Origin of the sequence: Streptomyces nanhaiensis (genome assembly GCF_046614825.1) — a bacterium.
Classification (GTDB): domain Bacteria; phylum Actinomycetota; class Actinomycetes; order Streptomycetales; family Streptomycetaceae; genus Streptomyces; species Streptomyces radiopugnans.
In genome coordinates, this window is sequence record NZ_JBKJFM010000039.1 from 1 (window position 1) to 16,302 (window position 16,302).

Annotated in this window: 18 protein-coding genes and 1 other RNA gene; 10 read left to right on the forward strand and 9 right to left on the reverse strand. The window is 74.5% G+C overall.

Going from position 1 to position 16,302, the window contains the following annotated elements:
• The first annotated feature begins 125 nt into the window (after nt 1-125).
• Nucleotides 126-534: RNase P RNA component class A (gene rnpB, locus ACLIYP_RS11820), an RNA gene on the forward strand.
• Nucleotides 535-587: 53 nt separating this feature from the next.
• Here rnpB and ACLIYP_RS11825 read toward each other — a convergent pair.
• Nucleotides 588-1,166, reverse strand: a complete 579-nt coding sequence (locus ACLIYP_RS11825) for a dienelactone hydrolase family protein (RefSeq protein ID WP_412713089.1) — start codon at nt 1,164-1,166, stop codon at nt 588-590.
• A 213-nt stretch (nt 1,167-1,379) separates the two neighbouring features.
• Here ACLIYP_RS11825 and ACLIYP_RS11830 point away from each other — a divergent pair, with 213 nt between their 5' ends.
• Both ACLIYP_RS11830 and ACLIYP_RS11835 read left to right on the forward strand, forming a co-directional pair.
• On the forward strand, nt 1,380-1,523 hold the full coding sequence (locus tag ACLIYP_RS11830; protein ID WP_412713090.1) for a hypothetical protein: 144 nt from the start codon (nt 1,380-1,382) through the stop codon (nt 1,521-1,523).
• Nucleotides 1,520-2,701, forward strand: coding sequence for a methyltransferase domain-containing protein (locus ACLIYP_RS11835; protein WP_412713091.1), 1,182 nt, complete (start codon nt 1,520-1,522; stop codon nt 2,699-2,701). The genes ACLIYP_RS11830 and ACLIYP_RS11835 overlap by 4 nt, the downstream gene beginning before the upstream one ends.
• 46 nt (nt 2,702-2,747) lie before the next feature.
• Here ACLIYP_RS11835 and ACLIYP_RS11840 read toward each other — a convergent pair whose 3' ends face one another.
• The 3 genes from ACLIYP_RS11840 to ACLIYP_RS11850 form a co-directional block, all read right to left on the reverse strand.
• Nucleotides 2,748-3,182, reverse strand: coding sequence for a GNAT family N-acetyltransferase (locus ACLIYP_RS11840; RefSeq protein WP_412713092.1), 435 nt, complete (start codon nt 3,180-3,182; stop codon nt 2,748-2,750).
• A complete protein-coding gene (locus ACLIYP_RS11845; RefSeq protein WP_412713093.1) occupies nt 3,179-3,769 on the reverse strand; it encodes a hypothetical protein in 591 nt (196 codons plus the stop codon). Before ACLIYP_RS11845 ends, ACLIYP_RS11840 begins: the two co-directional genes overlap by 4 nt.
• A gap of 107 nt (nt 3,770-3,876) precedes the next feature.
• Nucleotides 3,877-4,632, reverse strand: coding sequence for an ALF repeat-containing protein (locus ACLIYP_RS11850; RefSeq protein ID WP_412713094.1), 756 nt, complete (start codon nt 4,630-4,632; stop codon nt 3,877-3,879).
• 239 nt (nt 4,633-4,871) lie between these two features.
• Between ACLIYP_RS11850 and ACLIYP_RS11855 the strand changes: the two genes are divergently transcribed.
• From ACLIYP_RS11855 to ACLIYP_RS11865, 3 genes are all read left to right on the forward strand, one after another.
• The gene (locus ACLIYP_RS11855) at nt 4,872-5,462 is read left to right on the forward strand and encodes a Uma2 family endonuclease (protein ID WP_412713095.1); all 591 of its coding nucleotides are present in this window, start codon (nt 4,872-4,874) and stop codon (nt 5,460-5,462) included.
• 140 nt (nt 5,463-5,602) lie between these two features.
• Nucleotides 5,603-6,061: a cupin domain-containing protein gene (locus tag ACLIYP_RS11860; RefSeq protein ID WP_412713096.1), complete on the forward strand. Its 459-nt coding sequence runs from the start codon at nt 5,603-5,605 to the stop codon at nt 6,059-6,061.
• Nucleotides 6,062-6,165: 104 nt separating this feature from the next.
• Complete coding sequence (locus ACLIYP_RS11865; protein WP_412713097.1) at nt 6,166-6,930, forward strand: HAD family hydrolase; 765 nt, start codon at nt 6,166-6,168, stop codon at nt 6,928-6,930.
• A gap of 35 nt (nt 6,931-6,965) precedes the next feature.
• On the opposite strand, the gene ACLIYP_RS11870 is transcribed toward ACLIYP_RS11865, so the two are convergent.
• A complete protein-coding gene (locus ACLIYP_RS11870) occupies nt 6,966-8,177 on the reverse strand; it encodes a lactate 2-monooxygenase (protein ID WP_412713098.1) in 1,212 nt (403 codons plus the stop codon).
• Nucleotides 8,178-8,201: 24 nt separating this feature from the next.
• A complete protein-coding gene (locus ACLIYP_RS11875; RefSeq protein WP_412713099.1) occupies nt 8,202-9,113 on the reverse strand; it encodes a PhzF family phenazine biosynthesis protein in 912 nt (303 codons plus the stop codon).
• Nucleotides 9,114-9,275: 162 nt separating this feature from the next.
• On the opposite strand from ACLIYP_RS11875, the gene ACLIYP_RS11880 reads away from it, so the two are divergent.
• Complete coding sequence (locus tag ACLIYP_RS11880; RefSeq protein ID WP_412713100.1) at nt 9,276-10,907, forward strand: alkaline phosphatase D family protein; 1,632 nt, start codon at nt 9,276-9,278, stop codon at nt 10,905-10,907.
• Nucleotides 10,908-11,012: 105 nt separating this feature from the next.
• Nucleotides 11,013-12,395, forward strand: coding sequence for a multidrug effflux MFS transporter (locus ACLIYP_RS11885; protein ID WP_412713101.1), 1,383 nt, complete (start codon nt 11,013-11,015; stop codon nt 12,393-12,395).
• A 7-nt stretch (nt 12,396-12,402) separates the two neighbouring features.
• Here the strand turns inward: ACLIYP_RS11885 and ACLIYP_RS11890 are convergent, their stop codons facing one another.
• Complete coding sequence (locus ACLIYP_RS11890; RefSeq protein WP_412713102.1) at nt 12,403-13,374, reverse strand: pyridoxamine 5'-phosphate oxidase family protein; 972 nt, start codon at nt 13,372-13,374, stop codon at nt 12,403-12,405.
• A 118-nt stretch (nt 13,375-13,492) separates the two neighbouring features.
• Nucleotides 13,493-13,966 (reverse strand): VOC family protein, encoded by a 474-nt coding sequence (locus ACLIYP_RS11895; protein WP_412713103.1) that lies wholly within the window; start codon nt 13,964-13,966, stop codon nt 13,493-13,495.
• Between the two features lie 145 nt (nt 13,967-14,111).
• On the opposite strand from ACLIYP_RS11895, the gene ACLIYP_RS11900 reads away from it, so the two are divergent.
• Nucleotides 14,112-14,702: a CGNR zinc finger domain-containing protein gene (locus ACLIYP_RS11900; protein ID WP_412713104.1), complete on the forward strand. Its 591-nt coding sequence runs from the start codon at nt 14,112-14,114 to the stop codon at nt 14,700-14,702.
• A gap of 202 nt (nt 14,703-14,904) precedes the next feature.
• Here ACLIYP_RS11900 and ACLIYP_RS11905 read toward each other — a convergent pair whose 3' ends face one another.
• Nucleotides 14,905-15,606 carry a CGNR zinc finger domain-containing protein gene (locus ACLIYP_RS11905; RefSeq protein WP_412713105.1) on the reverse strand — a complete coding sequence of 234 codons (702 nt, stop codon included), beginning with the start codon at nt 15,604-15,606 and terminating at the stop codon, nt 14,905-14,907.
• 29 nt (nt 15,607-15,635) lie between these two features.
• Between ACLIYP_RS11905 and ACLIYP_RS11910 the strand changes: the two genes are divergently transcribed.
• A complete protein-coding gene (locus ACLIYP_RS11910) occupies nt 15,636-16,214 on the forward strand; it encodes an HPP family protein (RefSeq protein WP_412713106.1) in 579 nt (192 codons plus the stop codon).
• Nucleotides 16,215-16,302 lie beyond the last annotated feature (88 nt).

A 16,302-nucleotide genomic window follows, 5' to 3' on the forward strand; every position in this document is an offset into this window, starting at 1 on the left:
GTCACCACGGTGCGTCACGCCGGCCGCCTCCTGCTCACCGACCCCGAGAGCACCGCCACCGCCGCCTCGGCCGCCGCGCGTCCGCGCCGCCCGCGGCGGCGGGATAGCATGGGCGGCACGGCAGACGAGTCGTGCGGGCGGTCGCGGCGCGAACCCCTACGGGGTGAACGTCGAGGAACGTCCGGGCTCCACAGGGCAGGGTGGTGGGTAACGCCCACCCGGGGTGACCCGCGGGAAAGTGCCACAGAAAACAGACCGCCGGGGGCCTCACCGCCCCCGGTAAGGGTGAAACGGTGGTGTAAGAGACCACCAGCGCCCAGGGTGACCTGGGCGGCTCGGTAAACCCCACCCGGAGCAAGGTCAAGAGGGGCCGTCGCAAGGCGGCCCTGCGCGGACGACCGAGGGCGGCCCGCCCGAGTCCGCGGGTAGACCGCACGAGGCCGGTGGCGACACCGGTCCCAGATGGATGGCCGCCTCCCGGCGGGCCGCGAGGCCCGCCGGAGACAGAACCCGGCGTACAGCACGGCTCGTCTGCCGCCGGCTTTCCCGGGCGTTCTTCCGAGGTGTGCTCCGGCCGCCGCGCGCGACTACCCCACGCGGTCGAGGAACTTCAGCACGCGCTCCATGAGCAGCCCGGCCGCCTCCCGGTCGTAGGAGGGCAGGCTGCCGTCGGCGAACAGGTGCCGGTCGCCGGGGTAGAGGAACACCTCCGCGTCACCGGCCCCGCGGGCCAGGTCGCGGACCGCGTCCAGATCGCCCTCACCGGCGAAGAACTCGTCGGCCTCCATGCCGTGCACCTGCACCGGCAGTCCCTCCGGCCACTCGCAGCCGAACTCGGAGACCGGGACGCAGGCGTGGAACAGCAGCGCGCCCCTCGCCCCGGCTCGCGTCTGGGCCAGCATCTGCGCGGGCAGGACGCCGAGGGAGAACCCCGCGTAGACCACCTCGCCGGGCAGGTGCCCGGCGGCGGCCCGGCCGCGCTCGGTGATCGTGCCGAACCCGGTCTCCTGCGCGTACGCCGCGCCCTCCGCCATGTCCTCGAAGACCCGCCCCTCGTACAGGTCCGGCAGGTGGACGGTGTGCCCGGCCCGCTCCAGCTCCCGCGCGAACTCCCGCACTCCGGACGTCAGTCCGTGCGTGTGGTGGAACAGCACCACCTCGGCCATGAGGCCTCCTCCGCTCCGGCGGCACCCGGGCGGCGCCGCCGGAGCGAGTGTCGCAGGGGGCACCGACATTCCTCCGGAGCCCGCACGCGGACGCCCGGGCGCCGGGGACGCATTCACCGGAAAGTAACCGGAAAAGCACTTTCCGTCGTGTGTCGGCCGGTTCAGACTCGGAAGCGACCAGTGGCGGCGGCACAGGACAGGAGGGCAGGACCCATGGACGTACGCGACGACCGGCCGTGGCTCGTCACCGCGGGAGGTGAGGACGACAGCGCCGGCGGCAACAAGCACGGCGGCGGAGGCCAGGGAGAGGGCGACGACTCCGGCCACAGCGACACCAACGGCGGCGGCACCCGGTGACCGAGCACGGGACGTGGGAGGCCGGCCCGCGGGGGCTGGCCTCCCGGCTCCTGGGCACGGGCGCCCTGACCCCCGACTGGCTCCCGGTCTACGAGGCCGTGCCGCGCGAGCTGTTCGTCCCCGACCTGGTCTGGCCCGGCCGGGCGGAGGGCACCGGCCAGGGGGAGGCCGTCGACCGCCGCACGGACCCCGCCGCCTGGCTGCGGGCGGTGTACTCGGACATCTCCCTCACCACGCAGTGGGACGACGGCGACCACTCCGGGTCCGCCCGGGGCAGATCGCCCACGTGCTCCAACTCCCAGCCCTCCATGGTGTTCTCCATGCTCGCCGCGCTCGGCGCCCGGCCCGGCGACCGGGTGCTGGAGATCGGCACGGGAACCGGCTGGAACGCGGCCCTGCTGTCGGAACGGGTCGGATCGGCCGGCGTGGTCACCGTCGAGGTGGACCCGGAGAACGCCCGGACGGCCCGCGAGCGCATCCGCGCGGCCGGATACGACCCGCTCACGGTCGTGGGCGACGGAGCGGCCGGGTACCCCGGCCGGGCGCCGTACGACCGGGTGCTGGTCACGGCCTCCGTGACGGAGTTCCCCCGCGCGCTGCTCGCCCAGACCGGGCCGGGCGGGGTGATCGTCGCGCCGTACGCCACGACCTACGGAGGCGGGGCCGTGGCCAGGCTCACCATGGGGGAGGACGGCACGGCCTCCGGCCCGTTCACCGGGTCGGCCGCGTTCATGAGACTGCGGCAGCAGCGGGCGCACCGCAGGCACACGCGGGAGTACCTGGGCGGGAGGGACTGGCCCGCCGACGGTGTCCGCTCCACGACCGGCCTCTCCCCGGAGGAGGTGGGCGGCTGGCTCCCGATGTTCGCCATCGGCCTCCAGACCCGCGGGGTGTTCCCCTGGGCCGAGTACTACGGCGACGGGTCGTACACGCTCTGGCTCCGGGACGTGGAGGTGACCTCCTGGGCCACGGTCGACCACGTCCCCGGCCAGGAGGAGTTCGAGGTCTACCAGGGCGGTCCGCGCGAGCTGTGGCGGGAGGTCGTCACGGCCCACACCTGGTGGCAGCGGCAGGGGAGGCCCGGATACGGGCGGCTCGGCCTGACCGTCGACGGCCGCACCGGTGAGCACGTGCCGTGGGTCGACTCCCCGGAGCACCCCGTGCCCGCTGTGGGGTGACGGCCCGGCGGGCCGCTCGCGGCCGTCACCGCGCTTCGGGGAACGGTCAGCCGGGCAGCGGCAGTCCGGCGAGCATCACGGCGAAGAGCGGTGAGTCCGCGAAGGGCTGCTGCTCGCCGGCCTTCCGGTAGCCCCACGACTCGTACAGAGCCCGCACCTTGGGGTGCTCGACGTCCACGGAGAGGACGAAGGTGCGGGACGCCTCGGGGGCAGGGTCCAGGAACTTCCGCCACCACTCGCGGCCGGGGGTGGCGGGAGCGCCGTACGCGTAGCCCACCGGCTCGTCGCAGTCGTAGCCGATCGCGCGGGAGAAACCGGGATTACCGCCCCAGTGGTCCACGAACCAGGGGAAGCGCTGGACGAACGGGTCGTCCATCTGGTCGGCGCAGGCGTCGGCGTGCACGTCCAGAAGGGTCTGCCGGATGCGCGGAAGGTCCTCATGGGTGTAGTGACGCAGGTCCAGGTCGGTGGCGGTCGTCATGCGAGGGTCCGTTCGTCGCGGTGGAAGTCGCCGAGGAGGGAACGCATCCTGCCGGGGAGGGGATCGCCCTCCATCAGGTCGAGAACCGTCTCAACGGTGGCGCATGCCTGCTCGACGTCGTGCTGGTGAAGCCGAGCCAGGGCGAGCCAGGCAGTCTCCATGCCCCGGTTGCGGCGAAATCGGGCGGGTGTGGCGGACAGCGCCTTGTGGGAGGCGGCTTCGGCCTTCGCCGCTTCGCCCAGGCGGTCATGGGCGATCGAGGTGAGGGCGTGCAACTCCCCGAGGCTGTAGAAGGCGACCCGACTCGGTCGGGGTGCATGCAAGTCGGCTTTGGCGAGGAACTCCCCGGAGTGTCCGAGGGACCGCAAGGCGGCCTGGCGGTCACCGGGGTGGGCGTGGCCGGTTGCCGCACGAGCATGCATGAGCGAGGCGAACAGGCGTTGCCTCGCGCGCTGGGAGGCCGCCCGCGTCTGCAAGCCCAGCGCCTTGGCCGCACCGGACAGGGCCGCCCGTTCCAGGCTCCCGTGCCCGCCCCGGGTGTGGTCCAGAGTGGTCAGGGCCTCCAGTCCTTCGCGGAGCCGGATCACGCCGGAGGTGCTGACGGCCGGCCGTGCTCCGCGCCCGTCCCCGCCCCCGTTCGGGAACGCGGGGGCGGGGACGGGCCGTCAGATGCGGTGCGGGCCGGGGCGCGGGCTCAGGCGTCCACCTCGTACCGCCCGGTCTCCAGGAAGTACCGCAGCTCCTCCGGGGTGCCGTCGATGACCTCCTCGGCGGCCTCGCGCAGCGCGTCGCTGATGGTCGGGTCCGCCAGGATGCGGGCGACGGCGACGCGGTCGTCCTCGGCCTGTGCGAGGCGGTAGCCGGTCTCCAGGAAGGCGCGGAGGGCTTCGGGGCTGCCGTCGTTGAGGGTTTCGTTGATTTCGCGGATGACTGCCTTGTCGCCGTTCTGTTGTGCCTGGTGCAGGAGGCGGAAGATGGCGACGCGGTCGTCCTCGGCTTGTGCGAGGCGGTAGCCGGTCTCCAGGAAGGCGCGGAGGGCTTCGGGGCTGCCGTCGTTGAGGGTTTCGTTGATTTCGCGGATGACTGCCTTGTCGCCGTTCTGTTGTGCCTGGTGCAGGAGGCGGAAGATGGCGACGCGGTCGTCCTCGGCCTGGGCGAGGCGGTAGCCGGTCCTGAGGAACTCCCGCATGTCCTCCACGGTGCCGTCGAGGGCCTCGTTGGCCTCCCGCACGACTCCTCGGCCGGAGTCCTCGTCCGCCAGGATTCGCAGGATCGCTGTGCGGAGATCCTCCTCCGACATCTCGTCCACCGGCTTGTCGGACGCGGCAGTCGTGGCCGTCGCGGTCGCCGGTGCGGTCGCCGGGTCGGCCGCTGACGCCGGAGTGCTGAGGAGCAGGGCCGGTGTCAGGGCGGCGGCTGCGACGAGCAGGGTGGCGCGGGTGGATCTCATCGGCGTGTGCCTCCGTGGTCCGTGTTGTCGACGGGAAGATCATCCCCGCCGTACGGCGCCGGGATCACTACCGGATCCGGGCAGTCTTGGCCGGTCTTCGCTGCCGTCCTCGCGCTGAGCCTCCCCTTCACTCCTTCGGCTGACACTCGGCCCTCTGCGCCGTCCGCCCCGCGCGCCCGCCGTTACCGTGCGCACGGGGCGGGCGCCGCCGCTACCGTGGAGGCGAAAGGAGAACCGTGATGACCATGGCCATCGATCGGTCCGCACAGACGAACGGCTCCGCGCAGATGAGCGTCGAGGAGTTCGAGCAGCTCGAAGCCGCCGCCCCACAGACGGTGAAGCTGGAATTCGTACGTGGAGAGCTGAGGGTCAAGCCGGTGCCGGACGGGGATCACGGAGAAATCATCAGGTGGCTGCTCAAGCGGTGCATGGTGCAGCGACCCGAGCTGTATCTGTACCCGGAGCAGGGGCTCGTCGTGGAGAGGTACGGCAGCGGCCGGGCCCGGCCGGACGGGGTACTGGCCCCGGAGATGTACTTTGCCGGGCGCGGCGAGTGGTCGGACCCCGCCGGTGTGCTGATGGTCGTGGAGGTCACCTCCACCCGGCCCGGCAGGGACCGCACCGAGAAACCCGACGGGTACGCGGCGGCCGGCATCCCGGTGTACCTGCTGGTGGACCGTGAGCGCCATGAGCTCGTCGTGCACTCCAACCCGGAGAAGGGCCGCTACCGGGACGTCCACACCACGGCGGGCCTCGGCGAGGAGCTGCGGCTGCCCGACCCGGTGGGGATCGTGCTGGAGACCGGCGAGCTCAAGGAGCTGATGGCCTGACGACGGCCCGGGTACGCGTCCGGGCCGCCGCCGTCCGCACCGCCGCCGTCCGCACCGCCGCCGTGCGCGCCGGACCGGCGTCCCCGTCCCGGCGCCGGTCACCGCCGATAATGCCGGTACGCGACGGAAGGACTACTCCCATGAGCTCCGAGGCGTTCAGGGACCACGGGCCGCGCCCCCACGCGCTGGACATCGAGCAGGCGACCCTGACCAACGACCGCTTCCGCACCACCTTGTGGACCGGGACCAACCTCCAGCTGACGCTGATGAGCATCGAGCCGGGCGGCGAGATCGGCCTGGAGATGCACATCGACCGCGACCAGTTCCTGCGGGTGGAGGCCGGGCGGGGCCGGGTGCTGATGGGGCCGGAGAGGGACCGGATGTCCTTCGACCGCGAGGTCGTCGACGACTGGGTGGTCCTCGTCCCGGCCGGGACCTGGCACAACGTGGTCAACACCGGCGAGGAGCCGCTGAAGCTGTACTCCCTCTACGCCCCGCCCGAGCACCCGCACGGCGCGGTGCACCGCACTAAGGCCGACTCGGACGCCGCCGAGGAGGCGGAGCGGGCCGAGGGGCCCGGCGAGTACGCCGGAGAGTGACCGAAGAACGCCCTTGGCCGGTGCGAGGGTGCGTGCCATGCTCGCGGCACAGCGAGGCCGGGCGGCCGCCGGGACGCCCGGACGGGAGGGCGGGAAGGGGCGGCATGGTGGCGTTACGCGGGGTGCTGTTCGACATCGACGACACGCTGTTCGACTACTCGGGATCGGACGAGGCCGGACTGGTGGCCCACCTCCGGGCCGAGGGCCTGCTGGACCGCTTCCCCGAGCCCGCCGCGGCCGTCCGGCTCTGGCGGCAGATCACCCGGGCCGAGTACGCCCGCTACACCGCCGGTGAGATCACCTTCGCCGAGCACCGTCGCGCCCGGGTGCGCCGGTTCCTGGCCCGCCTCGGGCGGCCGGACGCGCCGAGCATGCCGGACGAGGAGGCCGGCGCCTGGTTCGCCGGCTACACGGCCCGCCGGGACGCGGCCCGCAGGGCCGTGGACGGCGCCTCGGCCGTCCTGACCGAGTTCGCGCCCCGCTACCGCCTCGGCGTGGTCTCCAACTCCTCCCTGCCGCACCAGAGCGAGAAGCTGGCGGCCATCGGCCTGCTGGACTACTTCGGGGACGCGCTGGTCTGCTCGGTGGAGCACGGCGAGGCCAAGCCCGCGCCGGGCATCTTCCTGGCGGGCTGCGCCCTGCTGGGCCTCGATCCGCACGAGGTGGCCTACGTCGGCAACGACCACGCGGTGGACGCGGTGGGGGCGCGCGATGCGGGCCTGCACGCGTACTGGCTGGACCGCGGGGACACCGGCTGGGGCGGCAGCCGGGAGGGGGCGCCCGCCGAGGGCGTGCGCGTCATCCGCTCCCTGGCCGAGCTGCCCGCCGCCCTGGCCGCCCCCGTCACCCCCGTCACCCCCGCCGGCTGAGGCGCGGGCGGGCACGACGAGGGCGCGCACCGCGCTCAGGCGTGCCGCAGCACCTCCGGTGACAGCTCCGACGGCGTGCGGTGGCCGGACAGGCCCAGCGTCAGGTCCAGGTCGGCCAGCAGGGAGCGCAGCACGTGCCGTACGCCCTCCTCGCCGCCGTGCGCCAGGCCGTAGGCGTACGGGCGGCCCACCAGCACCGCCCGCGCGCCCAGTGCCAGCGCCTTGACGACGTCCGCGCCGGTGCGCACCCCGGAGTCGAACAGCACCTCGATCCGGTCGCCGACCGCCTCGGCGATCTCCGGGAGCATGTCCAGGGAGGCCACCGCGCCGTCCACCTGGCGGCCGCCGTGGTTGGAGACCACGATGCCGTCCATGCCGGCGTCGGCCGCCCGCCGGGCGTCGTCCGGGTGCTGGACGCCCTTGAGGACGATGGGGCCGTCCCAGTGCTCGCGCAGGAACGGCAGCCGGTCCCAGGACCTGTCGGTGCCGGTGAACATCGGCACCCAGCGCAGCACCGCCGGGATCAGGTCCTCCTCCGGCGACTTGTCCAGCCCCGCGCGGAAGGCCGGGTCGGAGAAGGGGATCGCCGTGCCCACGCCCCGGATGAACGGCAGGTAGGACAGGTCCAGGTCGTGCGGGCGCCAGGCCAGGGTCCAGGTGTCGAGGGTGACCACGAGCGTGGTGAAGCCCGCCGCCCTGGCCCGCTTCAGGATGCTGACGCAGACCTCGTCCTCGTTCGGCCAGTACAGCTGGTACCAGCGCGGCCCGTCGCCGCTCGCCCGCGCCACCTCCTCGACGGTGTGGGAGGAGGCGGTGGACAGGATCATGGGCACACCCAGGGCGGAGGCGGCCCGCGCCGTGGCCAGTTCGCCGTCGGGGTGGACGATCGACTGCACTCCGATCGGCGCCAGCAGCACCGGCGCGGGCATCTCGGTGCCCAGCACGGTGGTGCGCAGATCGCGCACGGTCGCGTCGCGCAGCATGCGCGGGACGATCCGCCGGCGGTCGAAGGCCTCCCGGTTGGCGCGGTCCGTCGCGCCGGACCCGGCCGCCCCGGCCACGTACCAGAACGGCCCGTCCTCCAGCCGCTCGCGGGCCGAGGCCTCCAGGGCGGTGAGGTCGGTGGTGAACGGCGGGAGCTGCCCGCCCAGGCCGTTCAGGTAGATCTCGCTCTGGTACGCGCCGAAGTTCGCGCCCTGCCCGTCCCGCGCGCCCGGTGTCCCGGCCGGTCCGCCCGACTCGCCCATGTCCCGTCCGTCCCTTCCCTCGGTTCAGCCGATGCGGGCCGCCGCTCCCGACACCCGCACGCGCGGGTCGCCCTCGCGCAGCTCGACCTCCAGCAGTCCGGGCCGGCCCATGTCGTGCCCCTGGTGGAGGGTGAGCACCGCCGGTGCGGTGATCAGGCCCAGGGCGCGAAGATACCCGCCGAACGCCGCCGCGGCCGCCCCCGTGGCGGGATCCTCCACCACGCCCCCGACCGGGAACGGGTCGCGGACGTGGAAGACCGTGTCCCTCCCGCCGCCCGGCTCCCCCTCGCGCCACACCAGTTGGAGGGTGGTCAGGTCCAGCCGCAGCATCAGCGCCCGCAGCCGCTCGAAGTCGTAGTCCAGCGCGGCCAGCCGCTCGCGGGTCGCGGCGCCGAGCACCAGGTGCCGGGCTCCGGCGTAGGCGATGCGGGCGGGCAGTGCGGGGTCCAGCTCGCCGGCCTGCCAGCCGAGCGCGGCCAGCGCCTCGGCCAGGTCGTCCCCGGCGATGTCGGCCACGTACGGCTCGACGCTGGTCAGGGTGGCGCGCAGGGCGCCGCCGTCCTCGGTGACCGTGACGGGCACGGTCCCGGCCGGGGTGGCGAAGACCAGCTCGCCCGGTCCGGTCCGCTCGGCGAGGGCGACGGCTGCGGCCACCGTGGCGTGCCCGCAGAAGGGCACCTCGGCGGCCGGGCTGAAGTACCGCACGGCGAAACCGCGCCCCGGCGCCGCGTCCCCGTCCCCGTCCCCGTCCGGCGCGGGAGTGAGGAAGGCCGTCTCCGAGTAGCCGACCTCGGCGGCGACCGCGAGCATCCGCGCCTCGTCCAGGCCGCTCGCGTCGAGGACGACTCCGGCCGGGTTGCCGCCGTCCGGGTCGGATGAGAAGGCGGTGTAGCGCAGTACGTCCGGGGCTCCGGGCCCCGTCTCCGTGGTGGTCATGTCGGCCCAACCCCGCGCCGCCCGGCCCGTATTCCGCACCGGCGGCATACGGGCCGGGCCCGCCGAGCGCAGCGTTCGCGTCACCCGCCCGCCATAAAAGCGTCGTGTACGCGCCAACGTGTTGCCGCCGGGCCGCCGCCCCGGAACGCTCCAATCATGTGCATGACGCACTCACCGAGCGCCGACGCAGAGCTCAGAGCCGCCGCACGCCACCTGGGCCGCCGCCGGTTCCTGACCGTCACCGGAGCGGCCGCCGCCCTGGCCCTGAGCACCAACCTCCCCTCCACCGCCCACGCGGCTCCCGCCCTGGACCCCGGCCGGATCACCGACGACCCCTTCACCCTGGGCGTCGCCTCCGGAGACCCGCGCCACGACTCCGTGGTGCTGTGGACCCGTCTGGCCCCCCGGCCGTACGAGCCGGACGGAGGGCTGCCCGCCGAGCGCGTCACAGTCGGCTGGGAGATCGCCCGCGACGAGCGCTTCCGCCATGTGGTCGCGCGCGGCGCCGCCACCGCCCACCCCGAGTTCCACCACGCCGTGCACGTGGAGGCCGAAGGCCTCGCCCCCGGCCGCGACTACCACTACCGCTTCCGCGCCGGCCGCTGGATCAGCCCCGCCGGCCGCACCCGCACCGCCCCCGCGCCCGGCGCGGTGCCCGCCTCGCTGAACTTCGCCCTCGCCTCCTGCCAGGCCTACCACCAGGGCTACTACACCGCCTTCGGGCACATGGCCCGCGAGGAGGACGTCGACGCCGTCCTCCACCTGGGCGACTACCTCTACGAGTACGCCGTCGACTCCGCCGGCGGCGACCGCAAGTACACCGACCGCACGCTGCCGGAGGCGTTCGCCCGGGAGACGGTGACGCTGGAGGACTACCGGCTGCGGTACGCCCTCTACAAGACCGACCCCGACCTCATGGCCGCCCACGCCGCCCACCCGTGGATCGTCACCTGGGACGACCACGAGACGGAGAACAACTACGCGGGCGGCATACCGGAGAACGACGTGCCGCCGGAGGAGTTCCTTCTCCGCCGCGCCGCCGCCTACCGCGCGTACTACGAGAACATGCCGCTGCGCCGCCCCCAGCGACCCCAGGGCCCGGACCTGAGGCTCTACCGGCGGCTGCACTACGGCCGCCTGGCGCAGCTCGACGTGCTCGACACCCGCCAGTACCGCGACAACCAGGCGAACGGCGACGGCTGGAAGGTGCCCACGCCCGAGTCGCAGGACCCCTCGCGCACCATGCTCGGCGCCACCCAGGAGCGCTGGCTGGCCGACGGCTGGCGCCGCTCGGAGGCGCTGTGGAACGTGGTGCCGCAGCAGGTCGTCCTCTCCCGCCGCCGCAACCGGATCGAGGGCCCCTGGCCGGTCTCCATGGACGCCTGGGACGGCTACCCCGGCGCCCGCGAGCGCTTCCTGGCGGACGCGGAGGCGGCCGGCGTGGACAACCTCGTCGTCCTCACCGGCGACGTCCACGTCCACTACGGGCTGGACGTCAAGCGCGACTTCGACGACCCCGGCTCGCGCACCGCCGGTGTGGAGATCGTCACATCCTCCATCACCAGCGGCCGGGACGGCGCGGAGCGGCCCGCCAACTGGCAGACGCTGATGACCGCCAACCCGCACATGCGCTACTACAACGGGCGGCGCGGCTACGTGATGCTCGGCCTGGACCGCGAGCGGCTGCGCGCCGACTACCGCACGGTCCCGGCCGTGACCACCCCGGGCGCGCCGATCGCCACCGCGGCGTCCTTCGTCTCGCCCGCCGGGGAGCCGGGGCTGCTGCCGGCCTGATCCGGGCGCCTGCGACGGTTTTGTCCGGATGCTGAACAAAGGGGGTGCGCCGGGGCCGGGAAACCTGGGATGATTGGACGGTTTCCGTCGAATCTGGAGAGGTGAATGACCGACCCCGGCCCGTCCCCGGCCGCCGCCGCCGAGTCCGAGATACCCCAGCAGCTCCCCGCGCCCCCGGCCCCCGGCCGTCCGGAGTACGGCCGTCCGGAGCCCGGCCGCCCCGGCTACGGGCGGGGCCCGGCCCGCGCCCCGCGGCCGGACCGGCCCACCGGCCCCGCCCGCGCCGGGCTGCTGATCACCCTCATCCTCGGCGGACTCACCGCCCTGCCCGCGCTGTCGATGGACATGTACCTCCCGGCGCTGCCCGACGTCGGCGCCGTCTACGGCAGCCCGGCCGCCCAGGTCCAGCTCACCCTCACCGCCTGCCTGCTGGGCCTGGCCGTCGGCCAGCTCGTCATCGGCCCGATGAGCGACCGCTTCGGCCGCCGCCGCCCGCTGCTGGCGGGCATGGCCGGCTACGTCCTGGCCAGTGCCGCCTGCGCGCTGGCGCCGGGCATCCACTCCCTGACCGCCTTCCGCCTGCTGCAGGGCCTGGCGGGGGCCGCGGGCATCGTGATCGCCCGGGCGGTCGTGCGCGACCTGTTCGACGGGCTGGCCATGGCCCGCTTCTTCTCCACCCTGATGCTGATCTCCGGCGCCGCCCCGGTCCTGGCGCCCGTCTTCGGCGGGCAGGTGCTGCGGTTCACCGACTGGCGCGGCGTCTTCCTGGTGCTCGCGGCCTTCGGCCTCGTCCTCACCCTCGTCACCGCCTGGCGGCTGCCGGAGACCCTGCCGCCGGCGCGGCGGCACGGTGGCGGAGTGACCGACGCCCTGCGGACCATGCGCGGCCTCTTCGCCGACCGGGCGTTCACCGGCTACCTGCTGGTGGGCAGCTTCGGCTTCGCGGCCCTGTTCGCGTACGTGGCCGCCTCGCCGTTCGTCATCCAGGAGATCTACGGGGCCTCGCCGCAGACCTTCAGCCTGCTGTTCATGGTCAACTCCATCGGCCTGGTGGCCTTCGGCCAGGTCAACGGCAAGCTCCTGGTGGGGCGCGTCTCCCTGGACCGCGTCATCGCCGCCGGTCTGGCCGTGATCCTGCTCTCGTCGGCCGCCCTGCTGGTGATGACCTCCGGCCTCCTGGGGAGGGCCGGACTCGTCCCCGTCTCCATCGGCCTGTTCGTCCTGATGTCGGCCATGGCGCTGGTGCTGCCCAACGCCAACTCCCAGGGGCTGATGCGCACTCCGCACGCGGCGGGCTCCGCCTCCGCCCTGCTGGGCACCTCCCAGTTCCTCGTCGGCGCCATCGCCTCCCCGCTGGTGGGCGTCGCGGGCGAGGACACCGCCGTGCCGATGGCGGTGGTGCAACTGGTGTGCGCGATCGTCGCGATCGCCTGCTTCGCCGCGCTGTGCCTCCCGAAGCGCGGACGCGGGCGCGTGCTACGGGCCTGACCTTGCGTCAGGCCGCCCGCGGCGCCCCGGCCTCCGGCGTCCCGTCCCGCGGCGCCCCGGCCCGCTGCACGGGAGGGTTGAAGCGCGACATCTCGGGCGGACTCCAGCCGGCGGGCAGGGTGCCGGGTAGCTCGGCGACGCCGGTGACGGTGAACTCGACCGCGCGGCCGGTCTCCGCGTCCCCCGGGCCCCCGGCGCGTCCCGCGTCCCAGACGGTCCGCGCGGTGCCGGTGAGGTGGACGGTGGCGCCGGTCGCGTAGTCCGGGACCACCAGGCCCGCCCTGGGGTTGACCAGCAGGTTCCCCAGGGTCAGGAACATCGCGTTGCCCGTGTAGTCGGGCCAGCGCAGCCGGGTGGGCGACAGGACCTGGAGGAAGCCGGGGTCGCCGCCGCGGTGGGACGCGTCGGCGCGGCCGTGCTCGTCGGCGGTGGCGATGAAGAAGGTGTCGGCGGCGGCGAGCAGGCGCCGCTGAGCGTCGTCGAGGCGGTCGCTCCTGCGGGCCCGGGACGGCCGCGGCGGCGGGCCGCAGCCGGGCTCCGGCGGGGTGCGCCTCTGGATGTACTTGGGGCAGTTGGCGACCACCTGGTCGAGGTGGACGAGGAACCCGCCGTCCCGCGGGTGCGCCGTGCCGTTCATCCGCATCCGCCGCCGGGTGGCGGTGTCGATGGCGAGCATCCCCAGCCGGGCCGGTCGCTCCAGCACTGCCGACAGGGGGTCGGCCGGCGCCGGACCGGCCGCGATGAACAGGCTGCGCTCGTCCGGGGCGCGCAGGAATCCGGCGGGACCGGTCAGCACGGTGGCCCACAGGTCCCCGCTGTCGTCGGCGGCCCCGGCGACCAGCAGGCGCTGCTCGGTGAGGAAGGCGGCCGCGACGGGCGGCACGGTGCCGCGGATCGCGCGCCCGGAGATCTCGGCCTTCCTCCGCAGGCCCGCGCGTTCCTGGGCCTCGCGCTCGCCGCGGTGGTAGGGGCTGGTCACGGTGGTCACTCCTCGGGACGTGCGGCGGGGCGGGACGTAACGGGGGCAGGGCGGCCGGGCGGCGGCCGCCGCCCGGGGCGGCGCTGGACGGCGGCCGCCCCGGGCGTGCGGTGGCGGCTCAGAAGAAGCCGCAGGTGGGGGCGGAGGCCACGGGGGCCGCGGCGGAGTCGGCCCCGGTCGGGGCGTAGATCTCCAGCCGGACGCCGTCGGGGTCGGTGAAGAAGATCCCGCCCGAGGCCGCGCCCTCGCCGTGGGGGACGACGCCGTCGTACTTGAACCCGGCTCCCAGGCCGCGCAGCACCTCCTCGGCCGCGCGCACCTCCTCGACCGTCTCCACCTGGAAGGACAGGTGGTGCAGGCCGGGCAGGCCCGGTGCGTACTCGCCCTCGCCCTGCTGCCACAGGGTCACCATCAGGCGGCCCTCGCGGCCGAGGAAGGCGAAGGCGCGGCCGGGCTCGCGGCCCTCTCCCTGGACCTCGAAGCCGAAGACCTTCCGGTAGAAGTCCAGCGAACGGTCCAGATCGGTGACGTTCAGACCGATGTGTCCGGTCTGCAGTGCGGCGGGGGCGGCGGTTGCGGCGGTTGCGGACATGGCGGAGCACCTCCAGCGCGGAGCCCGGGGCCATCCCGGGCTAACCGTTGAAAGTGACTTTAAGGGTTAGGTGTGGAGGTGGCAACTCCCTATTCGGCGATAGCCGGTTAGGCTGGGGGGGCGAACAGCCGACGGAAGGACGCGTATGGGTGCCGGTGCGGAAGACGCGGGTCCGCCGGCCGGGGCGGCGGGCGCCGACCCCAGGCCGCTCCTGGGCGAACCGCTCAGCCTGGACCTGCTCAACACCCGGTGGGTCGACAACGGCGTCCGGCACGACCTGCTGGACGGTCTCGAAGGGTTCGGCGTGTGGCTGGCCGGTCACGGCCTGCTGGAGAGGACCGGCGCCACCCCGGCCGCCCTGGCCGCCGCCCTCACCGCCCGCGAGGCGCTTCAGGCCGTCGTCGCCGACCCCGGCGACGCACGGGCCCGGGAAGGGCTCAACGCCGTCCTGGCGCGGGGGCGCGTCCTGCGCAGCCTCGGCCCCGGCGGACCGGCCGAGCGGGCCGAGACCGACGACCCCGCCTGGCTGGCGGCCTGGCTGGCCGCCGACGACTACCTGCGCCTGGTGGGCGCCGCCCCCGACCGCATCCGGGCCTGCGCCAACGACGAGTGCGTCCTGCACTTCTACGACGTCTCCAGGAACGGCACCCGCCGCTGGTGCTCGATGTCCGGCTGCGGCAACCGCGCCAAGGCCTCACGCCACTACGCCCGCACCCGCCGCCGCGAGGAGCCCTAGGCCCTGTCTGGCAAATCCCGCCTGCTCCGCGGTGTCTGGCACGCACGCTCGCTGCGTTGTCGATCGTCGGCGCAGCACGCTGCGCTCTCCTCCTCCGCCTTGCGATCGCACGCACCGGACACCGCGGAGCCCGCCCTTCGGGCGGACAGCGCTATTTGTCAGACAGGGCCTAGCGGGGCGGTGGTGCCGGTGCGCCGGCGGATCAGGCGCGCCGCTGCCTGTTGTGGCGCGCGACCCGTACCCGGTTGCCGCAGGCCGGAGTGCACCACTCCCGGCGCCGGTGGGTCCTGACGAAGTACAGGACGCAGCCCGGGGCCGCGCAGGCGCGTACGTCGCGCCGCCCCGGCCCCGCCAGCAGTTCCACGCCGGAGACGGCCACCGCGCCCAGCATGACCAGACGGGGATCGGCCTCGGCCCAGCGCACCACCGGGCCGCCGTCCGCTGCTCCGTCCGCTGCTCCGTCCCCGATCTCGGGCCAGCTCACGGCGAGCCGCGCGGCCCGGTTCACCACGGCGACCGCCCGCTCGCCGTAGGGCTCCTCGGCGACACAGGCGCGGCTCAGCTCCCTCAGCGCCTCGCGCAGCCGCCGGAAGCCCGCCAGATGAGAAGCCGTCGCCGGGCCGGAGGCCTGCCGGGCCGGTTCCCGTGGGAGCGCCTCGGCGTGCTCCTCCAGCCAGAGGTCCAGCTCCGCCGGAGTGGTCAGTGCGTCCACCGGGACGCCGCGCAGCCCGCCGTGGACGAACGTGGTGTTCACCAGCTCCAGCGCCAGCGGCTCCCCGCTCAGCGGGGGCCGGGGCCTCGTCCCGCTCTCCGTCTCAACCGCCCCCTCGCCGAACCGGGTTGCCGCCTCGCCGACGATGATGCCATGCTCCTCACCTAATGGATGAAAAGCGATCTGACCCATTAGCAATCGGCAGGCGTCCGGAGGTCCTCGTGACAGCAGAACCGCCACTGCGCACCGCACCGGCACCACAGCCCACGGCCTCCCAGCCGGCCCCACGGCCGGAACCGCCCGCCGCGCCCGGGCGGCTGAGCAGCCGGGCCCCCGCGCGCCCGCCCCTCCTCACCGTCGCCGTGGCCACCGCCGGATCGGTCGCCGCACTCGTCCTGCTGGTGGCCGTCGGCGCCTGGCTGGACCAGGTCTGGCTGATCCCCCCGCTCGCGGCCAGCGCCGCCCTGGTCTTCGGCGCCCCCGCCCTGCCCCTGGCCCAGCCGCGCAGCGTCATCGGCGGTCAACTGCTCTCCGCGCTCACCGGGTTCGCCGTCCTGGCGGTGGCCGGAAGCTCCCCCTGGGGAGCCGGGATCGCGGGCGGCCTCGCGCTCGGCGTGATGGCGCTGGCCCGCACACCCCACTCGCCCGCCGCCGCCACCGCCGTGATCGTCGTGGCCCAGTCGCCCGGCCCGGCGGCCTTCCTCGCCCTGCTGGCCGCCGCCTCCGCGCTCCTGGTCGCCGTCGGCACCGCCACCGGCCGCCTGCGCCCCGCCACCCGCTACCCCGCCTACTGGTGGTGAACGGCGGTCCCCGCCGGGTCCGAGTCGGCAGACGAAGGGGCGTGCGGTGACGTGAGAGCGCCCTCGGCGCCCCCGGCTCCGCCCGGAG

What these genes read in the sequence shown, in the direction of transcription:
- ACLIYP_RS11875 (WP_412713099.1), bottom strand. Translation starts at nt 9,113, where the DNA reads ATGACCACCACGGAGACGGGGCCCGGAGCCCCGGACGTACTGCGCTAC.
- ACLIYP_RS11895 (WP_412713103.1), bottom strand. Translation starts at nt 13,966, where the DNA reads ATGTCCGCAACCGCCGCAACCGCCGCCCCCGCCGCACTGCAGACCGGA.
- ACLIYP_RS11885 (WP_412713101.1), top strand. Translation starts at nt 11,013, where the DNA reads ATGACCGACCCCGGCCCGTCCCCGGCCGCCGCCGCCGAGTCCGAGATA.
- ACLIYP_RS11840 (WP_412713092.1), bottom strand. Translation starts at nt 3,182, where the DNA reads ATGACGACCGCCACCGACCTGGACCTGCGTCACTACACCCATGAGGAC.
- ACLIYP_RS11865 (WP_412713097.1), top strand. Translation starts at nt 6,166, where the DNA reads ATGGTGGCGTTACGCGGGGTGCTGTTCGACATCGACGACACGCTGTTC.
- ACLIYP_RS11900 (WP_412713104.1), top strand. Translation starts at nt 14,112, where the DNA reads ATGGGTGCCGGTGCGGAAGACGCGGGTCCGCCGGCCGGGGCGGCGGGC.
- ACLIYP_RS11830 (WP_412713090.1), top strand. Translation starts at nt 1,380, where the DNA reads ATGGACGTACGCGACGACCGGCCGTGGCTCGTCACCGCGGGAGGTGAG.
- ACLIYP_RS11880 (WP_412713100.1), top strand. Translation starts at nt 9,276, where the DNA reads ATGACGCACTCACCGAGCGCCGACGCAGAGCTCAGAGCCGCCGCACGC.
- ACLIYP_RS11905 (WP_412713105.1), bottom strand. Translation starts at nt 15,606, where the DNA reads ATGGGTCAGATCGCTTTTCATCCATTAGGTGAGGAGCATGGCATCATC.
- ACLIYP_RS11870 (WP_412713098.1), bottom strand. Translation starts at nt 8,177, where the DNA reads ATGGGCGAGTCGGGCGGACCGGCCGGGACACCGGGCGCGCGGGACGGG.
- ACLIYP_RS11860 (WP_412713096.1), top strand. Translation starts at nt 5,603, where the DNA reads ATGAGCTCCGAGGCGTTCAGGGACCACGGGCCGCGCCCCCACGCGCTG.
- ACLIYP_RS11825 (WP_412713089.1), bottom strand. Translation starts at nt 1,166, where the DNA reads ATGGCCGAGGTGGTGCTGTTCCACCACACGCACGGACTGACGTCCGGA.
- ACLIYP_RS11850 (WP_412713094.1), bottom strand. Translation starts at nt 4,632, where the DNA reads ATGAGATCCACCCGCGCCACCCTGCTCGTCGCAGCCGCCGCCCTGACA.
- ACLIYP_RS11855 (WP_412713095.1), top strand. Translation starts at nt 4,872, where the DNA reads ATGACCATGGCCATCGATCGGTCCGCACAGACGAACGGCTCCGCGCAG.